The sequence below is a fragment of the Micromonospora echinofusca genome (genome assembly GCF_900091445.1).
GTDB lineage: Bacteria > Actinomycetota > Actinomycetes > Mycobacteriales > Micromonosporaceae > Micromonospora > Micromonospora echinofusca.
Genome location: NZ_LT607733.1, coordinates 1,025,391 through 1,041,669, shown reverse-complemented (window position 1 = coordinate 1,041,669; position 16,279 = coordinate 1,025,391). Strand labels below are relative to the sequence as shown.

18 protein-coding genes and 1 riboswitch are annotated in these 16,279 nt (G+C 73.9%); of the genes, 8 read left to right on the top strand and 10 right to left on the bottom strand.

Features of this window, described 5'->3' with window-relative positions; translation table 11 throughout:
* The 4 genes from GA0070610_RS04875 (at position 1) to GA0070610_RS04860 (ending at position 2,280) form a co-directional block, all read left to right on the top strand.
* Positions 1-867 carry a metal ABC transporter permease gene (locus tag GA0070610_RS04875; protein ID WP_088998914.1) on the top strand — a complete coding sequence of 289 codons (867 nt, stop codon included), beginning with the start codon at positions 1-3 and terminating at the stop codon, positions 865-867.
* Positions 868-910: 43 nt separating this feature from the next.
* A complete protein-coding gene (locus tag GA0070610_RS04870) occupies positions 911-1,210 on the top strand; it encodes an ArsR/SmtB family transcription factor (RefSeq protein ID WP_088998913.1) in 300 nt (99 codons plus the stop codon).
* Between the two features lie 2 nt (positions 1,211-1,212).
* Positions 1,213-1,605, top strand: a complete 393-nt coding sequence (locus tag GA0070610_RS04865; RefSeq protein WP_172896644.1) for a Fur family transcriptional regulator — start codon at positions 1,213-1,215, stop codon at positions 1,603-1,605.
* A gap of 69 nt (positions 1,606-1,674) precedes the next feature.
* A complete protein-coding gene (locus GA0070610_RS04860) occupies positions 1,675-2,280 on the top strand; it encodes a hypothetical protein (RefSeq protein WP_089003273.1) in 606 nt (201 codons plus the stop codon).
* 101 nt (positions 2,281-2,381) lie between these two features.
* On the opposite strand, the gene GA0070610_RS04855 is transcribed toward GA0070610_RS04860, so the two are convergent.
* From GA0070610_RS04855 to GA0070610_RS04830, 6 genes are all read right to left on the bottom strand, one after another.
* Positions 2,382-4,409, bottom strand: a complete 2,028-nt coding sequence (locus tag GA0070610_RS04855) for an acyl-CoA dehydrogenase family protein (RefSeq protein ID WP_088998911.1) — start codon at positions 4,407-4,409, stop codon at positions 2,382-2,384.
* Positions 4,410-4,524: 115 nt separating this feature from the next.
* A complete protein-coding gene (locus GA0070610_RS04850) occupies positions 4,525-5,025 on the bottom strand; it encodes a DUF6328 family protein (protein WP_088998910.1) in 501 nt (166 codons plus the stop codon).
* Positions 5,026-5,143: 118 nt separating this feature from the next.
* Positions 5,144-5,893, bottom strand: a complete 750-nt coding sequence (locus tag GA0070610_RS04845; protein WP_088998909.1) for a sugar isomerase domain-containing protein — start codon at positions 5,891-5,893, stop codon at positions 5,144-5,146.
* A gap of 70 nt (positions 5,894-5,963) precedes the next feature.
* Positions 5,964-6,794 (bottom strand): alpha/beta fold hydrolase, encoded by an 831-nt coding sequence (locus tag GA0070610_RS04840; RefSeq protein WP_088998908.1) that lies wholly within the window; start codon positions 6,792-6,794, stop codon positions 5,964-5,966.
* Positions 6,795-6,849: 55 nt separating this feature from the next.
* Positions 6,850-7,662 carry a TIGR03943 family putative permease subunit gene (locus GA0070610_RS04835; protein ID WP_088998907.1) on the bottom strand — a complete coding sequence of 271 codons (813 nt, stop codon included), beginning with the start codon at positions 7,660-7,662 and terminating at the stop codon, positions 6,850-6,852.
* Complete coding sequence (locus GA0070610_RS04830; protein WP_197697862.1) at positions 7,659-8,657, bottom strand: permease; 999 nt, start codon at positions 8,655-8,657, stop codon at positions 7,659-7,661. The genes GA0070610_RS04835 and GA0070610_RS04830 overlap by 4 nt, the downstream gene beginning before the upstream one ends.
* Before the next feature lie 202 nt (positions 8,658-8,859).
* Positions 8,860-8,965, top strand: a riboswitch (TPP riboswitch).
* Between the two features lie 73 nt (positions 8,966-9,038).
* Between GA0070610_RS04830 and GA0070610_RS04825 the strand changes: the two genes are divergently transcribed.
* The 3 genes from GA0070610_RS04825 to GA0070610_RS04815 all read left to right on the top strand — a co-directional run bounded on the left by GA0070610_RS04825 (position 9,039) and on the right by GA0070610_RS04815 (position 11,953).
* Positions 9,039-9,632 carry an ECF transporter S component gene (locus GA0070610_RS04825; RefSeq protein WP_088998905.1) on the top strand — a complete coding sequence of 198 codons (594 nt, stop codon included), beginning with the start codon at positions 9,039-9,041 and terminating at the stop codon, positions 9,630-9,632.
* A 108-nt stretch (positions 9,633-9,740) separates the two neighbouring features.
* Positions 9,741-11,156 (top strand): ABC transporter ATP-binding protein, encoded by a 1,416-nt coding sequence (locus GA0070610_RS04820; protein WP_088998904.1) that lies wholly within the window; start codon positions 9,741-9,743, stop codon positions 11,154-11,156.
* Positions 11,153-11,953 (top strand): energy-coupling factor transporter transmembrane component T family protein, encoded by an 801-nt coding sequence (locus tag GA0070610_RS04815; protein WP_088998903.1) that lies wholly within the window; start codon positions 11,153-11,155, stop codon positions 11,951-11,953. Before GA0070610_RS04820 ends, GA0070610_RS04815 begins: the two co-directional genes overlap by 4 nt.
* A 246-nt stretch (positions 11,954-12,199) precedes the next feature.
* On the opposite strand, the gene GA0070610_RS04810 is transcribed toward GA0070610_RS04815, so the two are convergent.
* Complete coding sequence (locus GA0070610_RS04810) at positions 12,200-12,436, bottom strand: hypothetical protein (protein WP_088998902.1); 237 nt, start codon at positions 12,434-12,436, stop codon at positions 12,200-12,202.
* Positions 12,437-12,739: 303 nt separating this feature from the next.
* Between GA0070610_RS04810 and gndA the strand changes: the two genes are divergently transcribed.
* Positions 12,740-14,182 carry an NADP-dependent phosphogluconate dehydrogenase gene (gene gndA, locus GA0070610_RS04805; RefSeq protein ID WP_088998901.1) on the top strand — a complete coding sequence of 481 codons (1,443 nt, stop codon included), beginning with the start codon at positions 12,740-12,742 and terminating at the stop codon, positions 14,180-14,182.
* A 116-nt stretch (positions 14,183-14,298) separates the two neighbouring features.
* Here gndA and GA0070610_RS04800 read toward each other — a convergent pair whose 3' ends face one another.
* The 3 genes from GA0070610_RS04800 to recO form a co-directional block, all read right to left on the bottom strand.
* The gene (locus GA0070610_RS04800; RefSeq protein ID WP_088998900.1) at positions 14,299-14,484 is read right to left on the bottom strand and encodes a hypothetical protein; all 186 of its coding nucleotides are present in this window, start codon (positions 14,482-14,484) and stop codon (positions 14,299-14,301) included.
* Positions 14,485-14,548: 64 nt separating this feature from the next.
* Positions 14,549-15,325: an isoprenyl transferase gene (locus GA0070610_RS04795; RefSeq protein ID WP_172896643.1), complete on the bottom strand. Its 777-nt coding sequence runs from the start codon at positions 15,323-15,325 to the stop codon at positions 14,549-14,551.
* A gap of 32 nt (positions 15,326-15,357) precedes the next feature.
* On the bottom strand, positions 15,358-16,200 hold the full coding sequence (gene recO, locus GA0070610_RS04790) for a DNA repair protein RecO (RefSeq protein WP_088998898.1): 843 nt from the start codon (positions 16,198-16,200) through the stop codon (positions 15,358-15,360).
* Positions 16,201-16,279: the final 79 nt, after the last annotated feature.

Here is a 16,279-nt window from a genome sequence, read left to right as displayed (position 1 = left end):
ATGGAACTCTTCCAGTACCCCTACATGCAGCGGGCCCTGATCGGGGCGCTGATCATCGGCCTGGCCGCCCCGGCGCTCGGCATCTACCTGGTGCAGCGGCGACTCGCCCTGATCGGCGACGGGGTGGGGCACGTGGCGCTCACCGGCGTCGGCGCGGGCCTGCTGCTCAACCGCTCACCGGTGCTCGTCGCGGTGCTCGTGGCGACCCTCGGCGCGGTCACCATCGAGCTGGTCCGCGCGCGGGGGCGCACCTCCGGCGACCTGGCGCTGGCCCTGCTCTTCTACGGCGGCATCGCCGGCGGCGTGACGCTGGTCGGGCTCTCCGACAGCACCAGCGCCAGCCTGAACTCCTACCTGTTCGGGTCGCTGAGCACCATCACGCCGGCGGACCTGACCACCATCGCGGTGCTCGGCGCGGCGATCGCGGTGACCATGCTGGCGCTGCGCCCGGCCCTGTTCGCGGTCTGCCACGACGAGGAGTACGCCCGCGTCTCCGGGCTGCCGGTACGCACGCTCAACCTGCTGCTCGCCGTGGCCACCGCGGTCACCGTGACGATCGCCATGCGAGCCGTCGGGGTGCTGCTCATCAGCGCCCTGATGGTGGTGCCGGTGGCGACCGCGCAGCAGGTGACCCGGGGTTTCCGCAGCACGATGACGGCGGCGATGGCGCTCGGGCTCTTCGCGGCCGGTTCCGGGGTCTGGGTGGCGGCGAACGCCAACACCGCCCCCGGCGCCTCGGTGGTGCTGATGGCGATCGCCTCGTTCGCGGTGGTCGCGGTCCTCGGGGCCGGTTGGCGGGTGCTGCGCCGGCGGCGCACCCCGGACGCCGCGCCCGTACCCGAACCGCACGAGGTCGTGCTCCACTGATCCTGGTCAGCGCCGCGTCGGTGGGATTGGTTACCGTTACGGGGTGACCGACGGATCAGGCTACGACGCCTTCGAGGGCGCCAGCGAGCTGTTGCGTGCCCTCTCGGCGCCGATCCGGCTGGCCATCGTCAGCGAGCTCGCCGAGGGCGAGCGGTGCGTGCACGAGCTGGTCGACAAGCTCGGCGCCGCGCAGCCCCTGGTGTCCCAGCACCTGCGGGTGCTGCGGGGCGCCGGCGTGGTGCGCGGCTCCCGGCGGGGTCGCGAGATCGCGTACGCGCTCGTCGACGAGCACGTCGCACACATCGTGGCCGACGCGGTGAGCCACGCCGGGGAGGGATCATGATCATGACGGGTGCCACGGTCCGCAACACCCGACAGCGCTCGGCGGTCAGCGCGCTGCTCGGCGAGCTGGAGGGCTTCCACAGCGCGCAGGAGCTGCACGCGATGCTGCGCGAGCGCGGCGAGCGGGTCGGGCTGACGACCGTCTACCGCACGCTCCAGGGGCTCGCCGACACGGGCGAGATCGACGTCATGCGCCCGCCGGGCGGCGAGCACCTCTACCGCCGGTGCAGCGAGGGCCACCACCACCACCTGGTCTGCCGGTCCTGCGGCCGCACCGTGGAGGTGGCGGGCCCGACGGTGGAGAACTGGGCCGAGCGGGTGGCGGCGAAGCACGGCTACGCCGACGTCAGCCACACCCTGGAGATCTTCGGCACCTGCCCGGCCTGCGCGGGCTGAGCCGCCCCGAGGGCCCGGCGGCGTTCGCGGCGCGTGCCGGGCGGCGCCGGGCGTGGCACGCTGTCCGGCGTGAAGATCTACGCCGATCGTTTCCCGACCGCCGTCCGACAGTTGATCACCGACCTGCTCGTCGTCGTCTGGGTGTACGGCGCGATCCGTGGCGCGCTGTGGCTGCACGACCTGGTGCAGAAGCTCGCCGTACCCGGGCAGAAGCTGGAGGGGGCCGGCGGCGGCCTCGCCGACAACCTGGCCGACGCCGGCGGCAAGGTCGGCCGGGTGCCGCTGGTCGGCGACGAGCTGACCGCGCCGTTCGAGCGGGCCGCCACCGCCGCCCGGGGGCTGGCCGAGGCGGGCCGGGACCAGCAGGAGCTGGTCGACCAGCTCGCCCTCGCGCTGGCCGTCGCCGTGCTGGTCTTCCCGCTCGGCCTGGTGCTCTTCGGCTGGTTGCCGCTGCGGGTGCGCTGGATGCGCCGGGCCGGCTCCGCCGCGAAGCTGGCCGCCGCCCCCGCCGGCCGGGACCTGCTCGCCCTGCGCGCGCTGGCCACCCAGCCGCTGGGCCGGCTGACCAGCATCGCGCCCGACGTGGCAGAGGCGTGGCGGGCCGGCGACGACGCCACCATCGACGCCCTGGCCGCCCTGGAACTACGCCACCTAGGCCTCCGCTCCGCTCGCTAGCCCCACCCCGGCGATCATGCAGTTGTGGTGCCGGAGCACCCGCGCTCGCCCCTTTCGCGGAGCACCACAACTGCATGATCGACTCTGGGTGGGGGGCAGGGTCAGGAGGAGGGGGGCGGGATGCGGCGGCGGGCGTCGGTGGCGGTGGAAGGGCCCGGGGACCACGGGGCCACCCACGGCAGGTCGTCGGCGGGGGTCAGCACGCCGTCCTCCAGGGCGGCGTAGCGTCCGGCGAGGATCCGCTTCGCGGCCGCCGTGTCGACGGAGTCGGTGTTGTCCCACAGGGCGGTGAAGAGCGCGTCGACGCGTACCCGGGCCTGCCGGCAGAACAGGTCGGCCAGTTCGACGTTCTCGGGGCGGGCGTCCCGCTCGGCGTAGGCGCGTACGCAGACCGCGGACATCGCGAACAGCTCCGCGCCGATGTCCACCACCCGGCCGAGGAACGCCTGCTTGCGCTCCATCTTTCCCTGCCAGCGGGACATCGCGTAGAACGTCGACCGGGCCAGCTTGCGCGAGGCGCGCTCCACCTGCCGCAGGTGGCCGGCGAGGGGCCCGAACTCGGCGTACGCCGAGGGGCGCTGCCCCCGGCCGACGGCGAGGGTGGGCAGCCACCTCGCGTAGAACGCGCCCGCCCGCGCCCCGGCCTTCGCCTTGCGGCCCAGCCCGGCGTCCGGGTCGATGATGTCGCCGGCGACCGACAGGTGCGCGTCGACCGCCTCCCGGGCGATGAGCAGGTGCATGATCTCGGTGGAGCCCTCGAAGATGCGGTTGATCCGCAGGTCGCGCAGCATCTGCTCGACGGCGACCGGTCGTTCGCCCCGCGCGGCCAGCGAGTCGGCCGTCTCGTAGCCGCGACCGCCCCGGATCTGCACCAGCTCGTCGGCGATCTTCCAGGCCATCTCGCTGGCGTGGAGCTTGACCAGCGCCGCCTCGATCCGGATGTCGTTGCGGTCGTCGTCGGCGAGCAGGCAGCAGAGGTCGAGCATGGTCTCCATGCCGTACGTCGTCGCGGCGATGAAGGAGAGCTTCTGGGCCACCGCCTCGTGCTCGCCCACGGGCCGCCCCCACTGCACCCGGTCGGCGGCCCACCCCCGGGCCACGTTCAGCGCCCACTTGCCGGCGCCGACGCACATGGCCGGCAGCGACAGCCGCCCGGTGTTCAGGGTGGTGAGCGCGATCTTCAGGCCCTTGCCCTCGCCGCCGATGACGTTCTCCTTCGGTACGAAGACGTCGTGGAAGCGGGTCAGGCTGTTCTCCAGCCCACGCAGGCCGATGAAGGCGTTGCGCCGTTCGACCGTGATGCCCTCGGTGTCGCCCTCGACGACGAAGGCGGTGATCCCGCCGCGCCGTCCCTCGGCGGCGGGCACCCGGGCCATCACCACGAGCAGGGTGGCGACGGTGCCGTTGGTGGCCCACAGCTTCACGCCGTTGAGCCGGTAGCCGGTGCCGTCGGGCGTGGGCTCGGCGGTGGTGGCCAGCCGGGCCGGGTCGGAGCCGACGTCCGGTTCGGTGAGCAGGAACGCGGAGATCTCGCCGGCGGCGAGCCGGGGCAGGAAGCGCTGCTTCTGCTCGGCGGTGCCGAACATCTTCAGCGGCTGCGGCACCCCGATGGACTGGTGCGCCGAGAGCAGCGCGCCGATCGCCGGGCTGACCGAGCCGGCCAGCATGAGCGCCCGGCAGTAGTGCAGGTTGCTCAGCCCGAGCCCGCCGTACGAGCGGTCGATCTTCATGCCGAAGGCGCCGAGCCGGGCCAGCCCCTGGAACACCTCGTCCGGGATGGACGCGTCCCGTTCGATGGCGGCACCGTCCACCTCGGAGATGAGGAACTCGCGGAGCCGGCCGAGGAACTCGTCGGCGCGGGCGACGTCCGCCGGGTCGGAGCGCGGCCAGGGGTTGATCAGGTCGAGCCGGAAGCGGCCGAGGAAGAGTTCCTTGCCGAAGCTGGGACGGTCCCAGGAGGACTCCCGGGCCGCCTCGGCGACCTGGCGGGCCTCCTTCTCGGAGACCTGACCGGCCTCCGTCGGCAGCGGCCCGGCGGCACCGGCCGGCGGCGGTCGGTCGGCGGCGGCCGTCGACCGGTCGTCGCCTGATCCGTCGGGTGCGGGTCGGCTGTTGTGTGTCGTGGTCACGGCGGCCCCCTCGAACCTCGGTCCGGACGCGTCAACGTGCGCGACAAAAAGCACGCTACCCCCGGGTGTTACCCAGGGGTAGCGTTCGGTAAATATCGAGTCGTGTCGACTTCGGTCAGTCGCTCAGGGACCGGGGGTCGCCGTCATCGTCATCGTCGTCGTCCTCACCCCAGTTGCGCCGGGAGAACGGCAGGAACACCCAGAAGGTGAGGAACCAGAGGCCGGTGAGGCCGCTGAGCACCATGGCGACGCTCCGGTCCAGCACGAAGTCGGTGATCAGCAGCACCGCGCTGACCATCGAGATCAACATGAAGGCGAGGCCGCCGCTTGCCATCCGGTGGGCGAACCGGACCAGCTCCGGCTTGCGGCCCTGCCGGAACAGCGCGCGGTGGAAGGCCACCGGAGAAATGATCATCGCGGTGGCGGCGGCCGCCGCCAGCAACGCGACGATGTAGACGTCCTTCTGGAACGGGCTGGTACGGGTGAAGCCGTTGCTGAACGGCAGCGTGAGCAGGAAGGCGAAGAGGATCTGCACGCCGGTCTGGGCGACCCGAAGCTCCTGGAGCAGGTCGGCGAAGTTGCGCTGCCAGCGCTGCTTCTCGGTTTCCTTGGACACGCGCTACCTCCGGTCAGACGGTACTGCCGGCGGGGGCGGCCGGCGGCAGCATCGCTGATGCCCCACCGGCTCACGGCCGAAACCGACTCACGTCACTGTTCGGGACCGTCCCGGATCGTCAGGAGCCGCGCCGGATCCGGCCCGCGTACCGGGCCTCCAGGGCGTTGTTGTGCTCGTCGCCCCCGGCGATGTTCGCCGACAGGTAGACCGGGGGCCGCTCCCCCGCCGCCAGCAGGCGGGCCACCACCTCGACCGTGATCTGCTGCGCCAGCAGCGCGGCGGTGATCGACGAGACCGCGCCGACCGCGCCGCCGCCGGGCAGCGGCAAGGTCGCGTCGCCGTACGGGGCGCCGTTGTCGAGCACCACGTCGGCGAAGTCGGCGAGCTTGCGTCCCGACGGGTGGCGCGAGGTCATCTGCCCGGAGTGCTGCGCCGACGTGATCGCGACCAGCCCGTGGCCCTTCTCCCTGACCAGCGAGGCGAACTCCACCATCGCGCCGTTCACGCCGGAGTTGGAGGCGAGCACGAAGACGTCGCGGGGGCCGACCGGCGCCAGCTCGTAGAGGCGGTGCGCCACCGCCGGGTCGCGCTCCAGCAGCGGCCCGAGCACGTCCGCCGGGGCGCCACCGACGAGCACCAGGTCCCGCAGGGCGATCCGATTCGTCGGGACCAGCCCGCCGGCCCGCCCGGCGATCTCCATGGCCAGCGCCTCGGAGTGGCCCGTGCCGAACGCGTGGACCACGCCGTCGGCGCGTACCGCCTCGGCGATCAGGTCGGCGGCCCGCCCCACCGCCTCGCGCTGGCTCTCGGCCACCCGGTTCATCGTGGCGGTCACCACGGTCAGGAACTCGTCGGCGCTCAGCGGCATGTCTCTTGCGTCCATGTCGTACCTCCGTGGGGTGGGGTCCGGCGTCCGCCGGGCGACGTCGCGGGGAGGGTCAGACCGGGTCGTGCACCCGGGCCACGATCGCCTCGGCCAGCGGGGCGGGCGCCTCGTCGGGGATCCAGTGGCTCACCCGGGGCAGCTCGACGAAGCGGTAGTCGGCCCGCACGTGCTGGGCGCACGCCTCGGCGGCCGTCCGGCCGATCGCGATGTCGCGACCGCTCCACACGTACGTGGTCGGCACCGTCACCGGGCCGGTGGCGGCCAGGTCCCGGCGGGACATGGCGCGGTACCAGTTCAGCGCGGCGGTCAGCGCGCCCGGCTCGCGCATCGGGTCCGCGTACGCGGCCACCCGCGCGTCGTCGCCGACCCCGTGCAGCATCCGGCGCAGCCCGGTCGCGCCCAGCACCAGCAGCGCCTTCTCCGCCTTGCCCGGCTTACGGAACAGCGCCATGTACGCCGAGCGCGCCTTCTGCCCCGTGTCCTCGGACAGCGCCCAGGTCATCGCGGCGGGGTGCGGCACCGAGACGGCGGTCAGCGTACGGACCCGGTCGGGGTGGTGCGCCGCGACGGCCCAGGCGACGATGGCGCCCCAGTCGTGCCCCACCAGGTGCGCCGCGTCGACGCCCAACGCGTCGAGCAGGGCCACCGCGTCGGCGACCAGCTCCGGCAGCCGGTAGGCCTCGACGGCCTCGGGGCGCGCACCGGGCGAGTAGCCGCGCTGGTCCGGCGCGTACGTACGCAGGCCGACGGCGTGCAGCGCGGGCACCACGTCGTCGAACTCCCCGCCGTGCTGCGGGAAGCCGTGCAGCAGCAGGACGGGCACGCCGCCCTCCGGTCCGCCGACGCGGACGTCGAACGTGAAACCCCGGGCCTCGATCCGCATGATCGTGAGCCTACCCAGGGTCGCAGCCGCCCGCCGGGGACCTGCGGGCCGCAGCTCACTCGTACTGTTTCCGGGGCACGGGCACCTGTCGCCAGGACTCCACGTCCAGGTAGGGGATCTCGGCGTCGTTGACCGGGTCGCGGGCGATGCGGTCGCTGTAGCGGCCGGTCACCTCGATCCAGGTGTCGTCGGCCAGCCCGTCGGGGGCTTCGCCGGTCAGGCCCAGCTTGACCGGCCGGCCGTCGGCGGCGCAGCAGGAGAGCACCATCCGGGCCAGCAGCGGCCGGCCGTCGGGGCCGGTGGTGACGAAGCCGGTCAGTTGGACCCGGCGGTCGCCGATCGAGGTGCCCCGGTCGAACAGGGCCCGGGAGGCGTAGTCGAGCACGGCGACGCGCACCGGGTCGCCGTCGGGCAGCGGCGGATAGTCGGACGGCTGCTGACGGGTGGCGACGGCGGTGCCGGCCTGCCCGGCCGCGTACGAGCCCAGGGCCGGCGGGGCGACCAGCAGCAGGCCCAGCACGGGCAGGATCAGCAGCCAGCCGACCCGCGGCTCGTGGTGTCCGTGCCCGTCGTCGGGTCCGCCGTCGCGGTCGTGCCCGTGGCCGTCGTACGAGCCGTCGCCGTCGTGTCCGTCGTGGTCGCCCTGGGCGTCGTGGTCGTCGTCGTGGCCGGCGGGCGTACGCCGCAGCAGTGGGCGCAGCTCGTAGAAGAGGGTCATGACCGCGGCGGCCACCAGCAGCAGGCCGGCGGCGACCAGGAAGGGACGCAGCCCCTCCTTGACGTAGCGCAGGTGCAGGTCGGTGAGGCTGGCCCGGATCACCGCGCCCCCGAGCAGCAGCAGGACGACCGCCTGCGCCTGCCGGTTCACAGCAGCACCGCCCCGGTCGCGGCGGCCACCGCGACGGCCACCGCGAAGGTGGCCGGGGCGAACCGCAGCGCGAACCGCCGGCCGAAGACCCCGGCCTGCATCGAGATGAGCTTGAGGTCGACCATCGGCCCCACCACCAGGAAGACCAGTCGGGAGGTGAGCGAGAACTGCGACAGCGAGGCGGCGACGAAGGCGTCGGCCTCGGAGCAGAGGGAGAGCAGCACGGCGAGCGCGGCCAGCGCGAGCACCGACAGCACCGGCTCGTCGGCGAGGGTCTGCAGCCAGCGCTCCGGCACCACGACGTTGATCGTGGCGGCGGCGGCCGCGCCGATGACCAGGAAGCCGCCGGCGTGCGTCACGTCGTGCCGGACCGCTCCCCAGAACGCCCGCCCGCGCGAGCCGTCCGCCAGCTCCGGCCGGCGCGGCAGCCGGATCCAGTCGGCCCGGCCGAGGCGCAGCCACAGCCAGCCCATGGCCATCGCGACGAGCAGGCTCGCGACCGCCCGGCCGAGGACCATCGCCGGGTCGTCGGGGAAGGCCACGGCGGTGGCGGTCAGCACGATCGGGTTGATCGCCGGGGCGGCGAGCAGGAACGCCAGGGCGGCGGCCGGGGTGACCCCGCGCCGGATCAGCGACCCGGCGATCGGCACCGCCCCGCACTCGCAGCCGGGCAGCACCACGCCGGCCGCGCTGGCCACCGGCACCGCGAGCGCGGGACGACGCGGCAGTGCCCGGGCCCAGAACGACCGGGGCACGAAGACCGCGATCACCGCGGAGAGCAGCACCCCGAAGACGAGGAACGGCACGGCCTGCACCATGACCGAGACGAAGACGGTCGTCCAGGTCTGCAACCGGGGCGCCGACAGGGCCCGGGCGAACGGGTCGCGGAAGACGACCAGCAGGATCAGCAGGCCGGCGAGCACCTCCACCGACCCGATCCGCCGCTCCGGGCCGCGCGGCGCCGGCTTCTGCTCGCGTACGCCCGGGGCGGCCACGCCCACCGCGCCCGGGTGCGGCCCCTCCGGCGCGCGGCGCTCAGCCTCGGATGTCACGTACGTGTCCCTCTGCCGGGTTTCCCAGTGGCCGCCCGAGAGTACCGGGCCGGAATCGACGGCGTCGATCGAACGCGCTGGTGAGCTGGGGAAAGATCACTTTGCTGGTTGATCTTCAAAGGTGTTAGCGTCGGCGCGACAACTTCACATCCGACAGGGGAGCGCACAGCGCTGAGAGTGCGGGCACCGCCCGCAGACCCTCGAACCTGATCTGGGTAATGCCAGCGCAGGGAGTTCGGTCGACCTCCAGCCGCGTCGACGTCCGGCACGTTCCGGACGCGGCGTGCGTCTTCTCCTGGTTCTCGTTCGGGACTGGGAGCAATCATGCGAGACAACAACACCGCCACCCGGTGGCGTACGGTCGACGTCGTCGTCGCCGCGGTGATCGCGGTGGCCTTCGGCGTCATCTTCTGGGCCTGGGGCCTGCTGTGGCGGGCCGTCGACCCGGCGTTCGCGTTCTTCCCCGCCGGCCAGGCGATCATGTACGGCGTCTGGCTGATCCCGGCCGTCCTCGGCGGCCTGGTGATCCGCAAGCCCGGCGCGGCGCTCTTCTGCGAGGCGGTGGCGGCGACGGTCTCGGCGCTGCTCGGCTCGGAGTGGGGCGGCATCACCATCGTCCAGGGCCTGATCCAGGGGCTCGGCGCCGAACTGGCCTTCGCCGCGTTCCGGTACCGCTCGTTCCGGCTGCCCACCGCGCTGATCGCGGGTGCGCTGACCGGCCTCGGCGCGGCGCTGTTCGACTTCTTCGTCTGGAACAGCGAGTACGCGCTGGGCAGCTACCGCATCCCGTACGCCCTGCTCACCATCGCCAGCGCCACGATCGTCGCGGGTGCCGGCGGCTGGGCCCTGACCCGCGCCCTGGCCACCACGGGCGCCCTGGACCGCTTCCCCGCCGCCCGCGACCGCACCCTGATCTGACAGGCCCGACGGAAGCGCGTTGATCATGAGGTTGACGGCGATGTGGATCTCCGTGAGCGCCGCCAACCTCATGATCGACGCCACGGGGCGGGACGGGAGGGGGACGGCGTGGGGGCCGTAGTCGTGCGCGGGTTCGGGTGGCGGCACGCCGGGCGACGGGCGTGGGCCGTACGCGGGGTCGACCTGCGCGTCGAGGCCGGCGAGCGGGTGCTGCTGCTCGGCCCCTCCGGGGCCGGCAAGAGCACCCTGCTCGCCGCGCTGGCCGGGCTGCTGCCCGAGGACTCGGGCGAGCAGGAGGGCACCGTCGAGATCGACGGGCTCGACCCCCGCAAGGGCCGCGAACGGGTGGGCATCGTCTTCCAGGACCCGGAAACCCAGCTCGTGATGGCCCGCAGCGGCGACGACGTGGCGTTCGGGCTGGAGAACCGGGGCACCCCCGCCGGGGAGATCTGGCCCCGCGTCGACGAGGCGTTGACGCGGGTCGGCTTCCCGTACCCCCGGGACCGCCCCACCGCCGCCCTCTCCGGCGGCGAGCAGCAGCGGCTCGCCCTGGCCGGCGTACTGGCCCTGCGCCCCGGGTTGCTGCTGCTCGACGAGCCCACCGCCAATCTCGACCCGACCGGCGCCGCGCTGATCCGGGCGGCCGTGGCCGGCGCCCTGGACGCCGACACCACGCTGATCCTGGTCGAGCACCGCGTCGCCGAGACGCTGTCCCTGGTCGACCGGGTCGTCGTGCTCGAACCGGGCGGCGGCGTCCGCGCCGACGGCACGCCCGAGGCCGTCTTCGGTACGCACGGCGACGCGCTCGCCGACGAGGGCGTCTGGGTGCCCGGCCGCCCGGTGCCGCCCCGACACGCGACCGCGCCGCCCGGCGACGTGCTGGTCACCGCCGACCGGCTCGGCCTGCCGCCCCGGCTGGCCGCCGTCGACCTGGCGGTACGCGCCGGCGAGGCACTCGCCGTCGTCGGTCCCAACGGGGCCGGCAAGTCGACCCTCGCCCTGCTGCTCGGCGGCCTGCTCAGGCCCGGGACCGGCCGGGTCGCGGCGACGCCCGCACTGGCCGGCGACGACGCCCGCACTCCCCCGCACCGCTGGCGCGCCCCGGCGCTCGCCCGCCGGATCGGCTCGGTCTTCCAGGACCCGGAGCACCAGTTCGTCACCAACACCGTCTTCGACGAGCTGGCGCTCGGCCCGCGCCGCACCGGCCAGCCCGAGGCGGCGGTACGGTCCACGGTCGACACCCTGCTGGACCGGCTGCGGTTGACGAAGCTCGCGGCTGCCAACCCGTACACCCTCTCGGGCGGGGAGGCGCGGCGGCTGAGCGTGGCGACCGCCCTGGCCACCGCACCCCGCCTGCTCGTCTGCGACGAACCGACCTTCGGCCAGGACCGGCGCACCTGGCTGGAGCTGGTGGACCTCTTCGCCGAACTGCGCGACGCCGGGCACGGCCTGGTCGCGGTCACCCACGACCCGGAGTTCGTGGCCGCCCTGGCAGATCGCCGCCTCACCCTGGAGTGGGTGTGATCAGCTTCGAGCCGGTCGCCGCGCCGGATGCGCCGCTGGCCCGGCGCAACCCGGTGGCCAAGCTCGCCGCGGCGCTGGTCTTCTCGTTCATCCTGATCGCCACCCTCGACCCGGTGGCGCCGGCCATCGCAATCGCCGTCGAACTGGCCCTGCTGCCCCTGTTCGGGGTCCGCCTGCGGGTGTTGGCACGGCGGGCCTGGCCGCTGCTCGTCGGCGCCGTGGGCGTGGTGGTGACGCTGGTACTGTTCGCGGCCGAGCGTTCCGGCCGGGTGCTGGTCGAGGCCGGCCCGGTGGTGGTCACCTCCGGGGTGCTGCTCACCGCGCTCGGCCTGGTGCTGCGCATGTTCGCGGTGGCGCTGCCCGGTGTGATCGTCTTCGCCACCACCGACCCGACCGACCTGGCGGACGCGCTGATCCAGAACGCGAGGGCGCCCGCCCGCTTCGCCATCGGGGCGCTGGCCGCGTTCCGGCTCGTGCCGCTGCTCGGGCAGGAGTGGCAGATGATCTCGATGGCCCGTCGCGCGCGGGGCGTGGAGGCCGGCCGCAACCCGTCGGCGAAGCTGCGGCTGTTCGCCTCGACGGCGTTCGCGCTGCTGGTCGGGGCGATCCGCCGGGGCACCCGGCTGGCCGTGGCGATGGACGCCCGGGGCTTCGACGCCGGGATCCCGCGCACCGTCGCCCGGCGACAGCGCTTCGTCGCCGCCGACGGCCTGCTGATCGTCGGCGCTGCGGTGCTCGCCGGGGCCGCGCTGACCGTCAGCGTGCTGGTCGGCACCTTCCGCCCGTTGATCGGCTGAGCCGCCCCGCCTGAGTGACGGCCGGGCGACCACGGTCTGTTTCAGGAACCGGGACTGGCTGCGCCGGACCTCGACGACGGCGGTGCAGCCCGCCCGCCCGATACCACACAGGTATTTTTATGCCGTACAGGTATCAGCGTTCCGGCGGCAGTGGTTCGTCAGACGCCACCACTTCCGCGACACGTCCCACGGGCGGACGGGCCGGGTGGAGCCGCCGTGACCGGCGACTCCACCCGGCCGGCACCGTCAGCTGCGCCGGAAGGCGTACCGGCGGGCCTGTCCGGCCTTCTGGCCGCGCAGCGTGCCGGCTCGGCCGGCGCCGGAGACCGGCGGACCGGCCTTCGGCGCGGCCGGCCGGGCGCCCGGCAGCGCCGGCACGACCGGCGCGACCGCCACCTCGTCGAGGTTGACGGGCGTCAGGTCCGCGGCGGACGGCGTGGGAACGGTGGTACGGGACTTCTTCGGGTTGCGCCTGGCGGGCATCCGGTGCCTCCTCGGTCGGGCGGGATCGGGACTGCTGCCCCGGGATCGACCACGAGGAACACCACCGCCTCGGCGGCAGGTGCGGAATGCGGACGCCCGGGAGCACGCGGACCCACGGCAAGCAGCGGCGGGTCGGCTCGGAGGTGGGGCGTCAGTTGCGCATGCCCACACGCTAGCCGCCCGGCCGGTCGCGCGCAGCCGAATTACCGGCACGATCGGCGGCGGAACGGCCGACCCGCCTCCGGGCCGTCACGCCCGGCGATACGGTCACAGCGGCGGGTGTCGACGGCGGAGGGCGGGCGGATGGCCGGGCGGGCGACGGCGCGGATCGGCGTGACGGGGCTGGCGGTGATGGGCCGGAACCTGGCCCGCAACCTGGCCCGCAACGGCTTCGCCGTGGCGGTGCACAACCGCTCGCCGGAGCGCACCCGCAGCCTCGTGGCGGAGCACGGGGACGAGGGGACGTTCGTGCCCGCCGAGTCGATGGCCGACTTCGTCGCCTCGCTGGAGCGGCCCCGGGCGGTGATCGTGATGGTCAAGGCGGGCGGCCCCACCGACGCGGTGCTCGACGAGCTGGTCGCGCTGCTCGACGCCGGCGACATCGTCGTGGACTGCGGCAACGCGCACTTCGCCGACACCCGCCGGCGGGAGGAGGCGCTGCGCGCGTACGGGCTGCACTTCGTCGGCACCGGTGTCTCCGGCGGCGAAGAGGGCGCGCTGCGCGGCCCGAGCATCATGCCGGGCGGGTCGGCCGAGTCGTACCGCACGCTCGGGCCGATCTTCGAGCGGATCGCCGCCCAGGTGAACGGGGTGCCGTGCTGCCGGCACATCGGGCCGGACGGCGCCGGGCACTTCGTCAAGATGGTCCACAACGGCATCGAGTACGCCGACATGCAGCTCATCGCCGAGGCGTACGACCTGCTGCGGGCCGGTCTGGGCGCGGAGCCGGCGGAGATCGCGGAGGTCTTCCGCGGCTGGAACTCCGGCGAGCTGGAGTCCTTCCTGATCGAGATCACCGCGGACGTCCTGGCGCACACCGACGCGGCCACCGGACGGCCGTTCGTGGACGTCGTGCTCGACCGCGCCGAGCAGAAGGGCACCGGCCGCTGGACGGTGCAGAGCGCGCTGGACCTCGGCATCCCCATCACCGGCATCGCCGAGGCGACCTTCGCCCGGTCGCTGTCCGGGCACGCCGACCAGCGCGAGGCGGCCCGCCGGGCGTTCCCGGACGCGGGCGCCACCTGGCGGGTCGAGGACCGCGACGCCTTCGTCGAGGACGTCCGGCGCGCCCTGCTCGCCTCGAAGATCGTCGCGTACGCGCAGGGCTTCGACCACATCCGGGCCGGCTCCCGGGAGTACGACTGGGGTATCGACCTGGGCGGCACGGCGACGATCTGGCGGGGCGGCTGCATCATCCGGGCCCGCTTCCTCGACCGCATCCGCCAGGCGTACGACGAGCGGCCCGACCTGCCGACGCTGCTGGTGGCGCCGTGGTTCGCGGACACCGTCGACGACGGGGTGCCGAGCTGGCGGCGGGTGGTGTCCGACGCGGCGCGGGCGGGCGTGCCGGCCCCGGCGTTCGCCTCGTCGCTGGCGTACTTCGACGCGCTACGCGCGCGGCGGCTCCCCGCCGCCCTGATCCAGGGGCTGCGCGACAACTTCGGGGCGCACACCTACCAGCGCGTCGACCGCGAAGGCACCTTCCACACCAACTGGCCCACCGACAGGACCGAAACCAGCACCTGACCCACCCACCCAGCGGTCGATCATGCACTCGTGGTGGGCGAAAGACCGGTCACAGGGCTTTCGCGGGGCACCACAACTGCATGATCGCCACGCGGGATGGGTGGGGCGGGTGGGGGTCAGAAGAAACGGCGGCGCTTGGCCTTCTGCGGGCGGAGCATGTCGGCGCCCTTGGTGAGCAGGCGGCTCATTCCGGATGGGCCGCGTCGGGCCTCCAGGGTGTGGCTGAGCCGGCGCGCGCCGGCCGCCGCCAACGGCACGGCGACGGCCATCATCGCCCACTGGGCAATACGCTTCTGGATCATGTGGGTTCACCTCCGTCGGTGGCTGCTGACCACCGTGGTACCCCGTACGACCGGGCGGTAAGCCTCAGCTCGGCGGGGCGACCGGGTTGGGCAGCGCCCCACCGAAGCGCCGGTCCCGCTGGGCGTACAGCTCGCAGGCGTACCAGAGGTGACGGCGGTCGAAGTCGGGCCAGAGCGTGTCGAGGAAGATCAGCTCGGCGTACGCGGTCTGCCAGAGCAGGAAGTTGGAGATCCGTTCCTCGCCCGAGGGCCGCAGGAACAGGTCCACCTCGGGGATCTCCGGGTGGTAGAGGTACTTCGCGACGGTCTTCTCGTTGACCTTCTCCGGGTCCAGCCGGCCCGCCGCGACGTCGCGGGCGATGGCGGCGGCGGCGTCGGCGATCTCGGCCTGCCCGCCGTAGTTGACGCAGAACTGGAGGGTCAGCGTCGAGTTGCCCCGCGACATCTCCTCGGCCGTCTGCAACTCGGAGATGACGCTCTTCCACAGCCGGCCGGCCCGGCCGGACCAGACCACCCGCACCCCCAGGTCGACCAACTGGTCGCGGCGGCGGCGGATGACGTCGCGGTTGAAGCCCATCAGGAACCGGACCTCGTCCGGCGAGCGCCGCCAGTTCTCCGTGGAGAAGGCGTACGCCGACAGGTAGGGGATGCCCAGCTCGATGGCGCCCTCGACCGTGTCGAAGAGGGAGAACTCGCCCGCCTCGTGGCCCTTGGTGCGGGGCAGTCCACGCTCCTTGGCCCACCGGCCGTTGCCGTCCATCACGACGGCGACGTGCTTCGGCACCGCGTCGGCGGGCAGGGCCGGCGGTCGGGCGCCCGACGGGTGTGGTGTCGGCGGCACCGGCTCACGACGCCCGGCCCTCAACGATCGGATCACTCCGTCCTCCCCCTGCTCACGCTGTCCGCACCGGAGCCGGCGCCGGGCGGCGACGGGACCGGGCCGGCCGTCGGGGCGCCCCGGTCGACCAGCGGCAGCGAGCGTAGCGCGCGCTCCAGGTGCCATTGCAGGTGCGCCGCGACCAGGCCGCTGCACTCCCGGCGTACGCCTGCCTCGGTGGCGTCGGCGACCCGCCAGTCGCCGGTGGTCAGCGCGGACATCAGGTCGACGGTGGCCGGGGCGGGGTGGGCCGCGCCCGGCGGCCGGCAGTCCGGGCAGACCGCGCCCCCGGCCGGTACGGAGAACGCCCGGTGCCGCCCCGGCGTGCCACACACGGCGCAGGCGGTCAGCGCCGGCGCCCAGCCGGCCAGCGCCATGCCCCGCAGCAGGTACGCGTCGAGCACCAGGGTGGTGGCGTGGCTGCCCTCGGCGAGCGCCCGCAGCGCGCCCAGGGTGAGCTGGAACAGCCGCAGCGACGGTTCCCGCTCGACGGGGGTGAGCCGCTCGGCGGTCTCGGCGATCGCGCTGGCGGCCGTGTAGCGGGAGTAGTCGCCGAGGAACCGCTTGCCGTAGAGGTCGATGCCCTCGACCTGGCTGACCGTGTGCAGCGAACTGCCGTGGTTGCCCTTCGGGTCACCGGCGAGCTGGACGTCCACGTGGCCGAAGGGCTCCAGCCGGGCGCCGAACTTGCTGCTGGTGCGGCGGATCCCCCGGGCCACCGCGCGCAGCCGGCCGTGCCGGCGGGTGAGCAGGGTGATGATCCGGTCGGATTCGCCGAGCTTCTGCACGCGCAGGACCACCGCGTCGTCGCGGTAGAGCTGTCGGCGGTACCCGGCCATCGGACCATTCTCTCTCGGGGTGCGGAATCAGGGTCAGCTCGGGGTGTCCACGTGCCGAACCCCGATGCGCGGGGGCCGT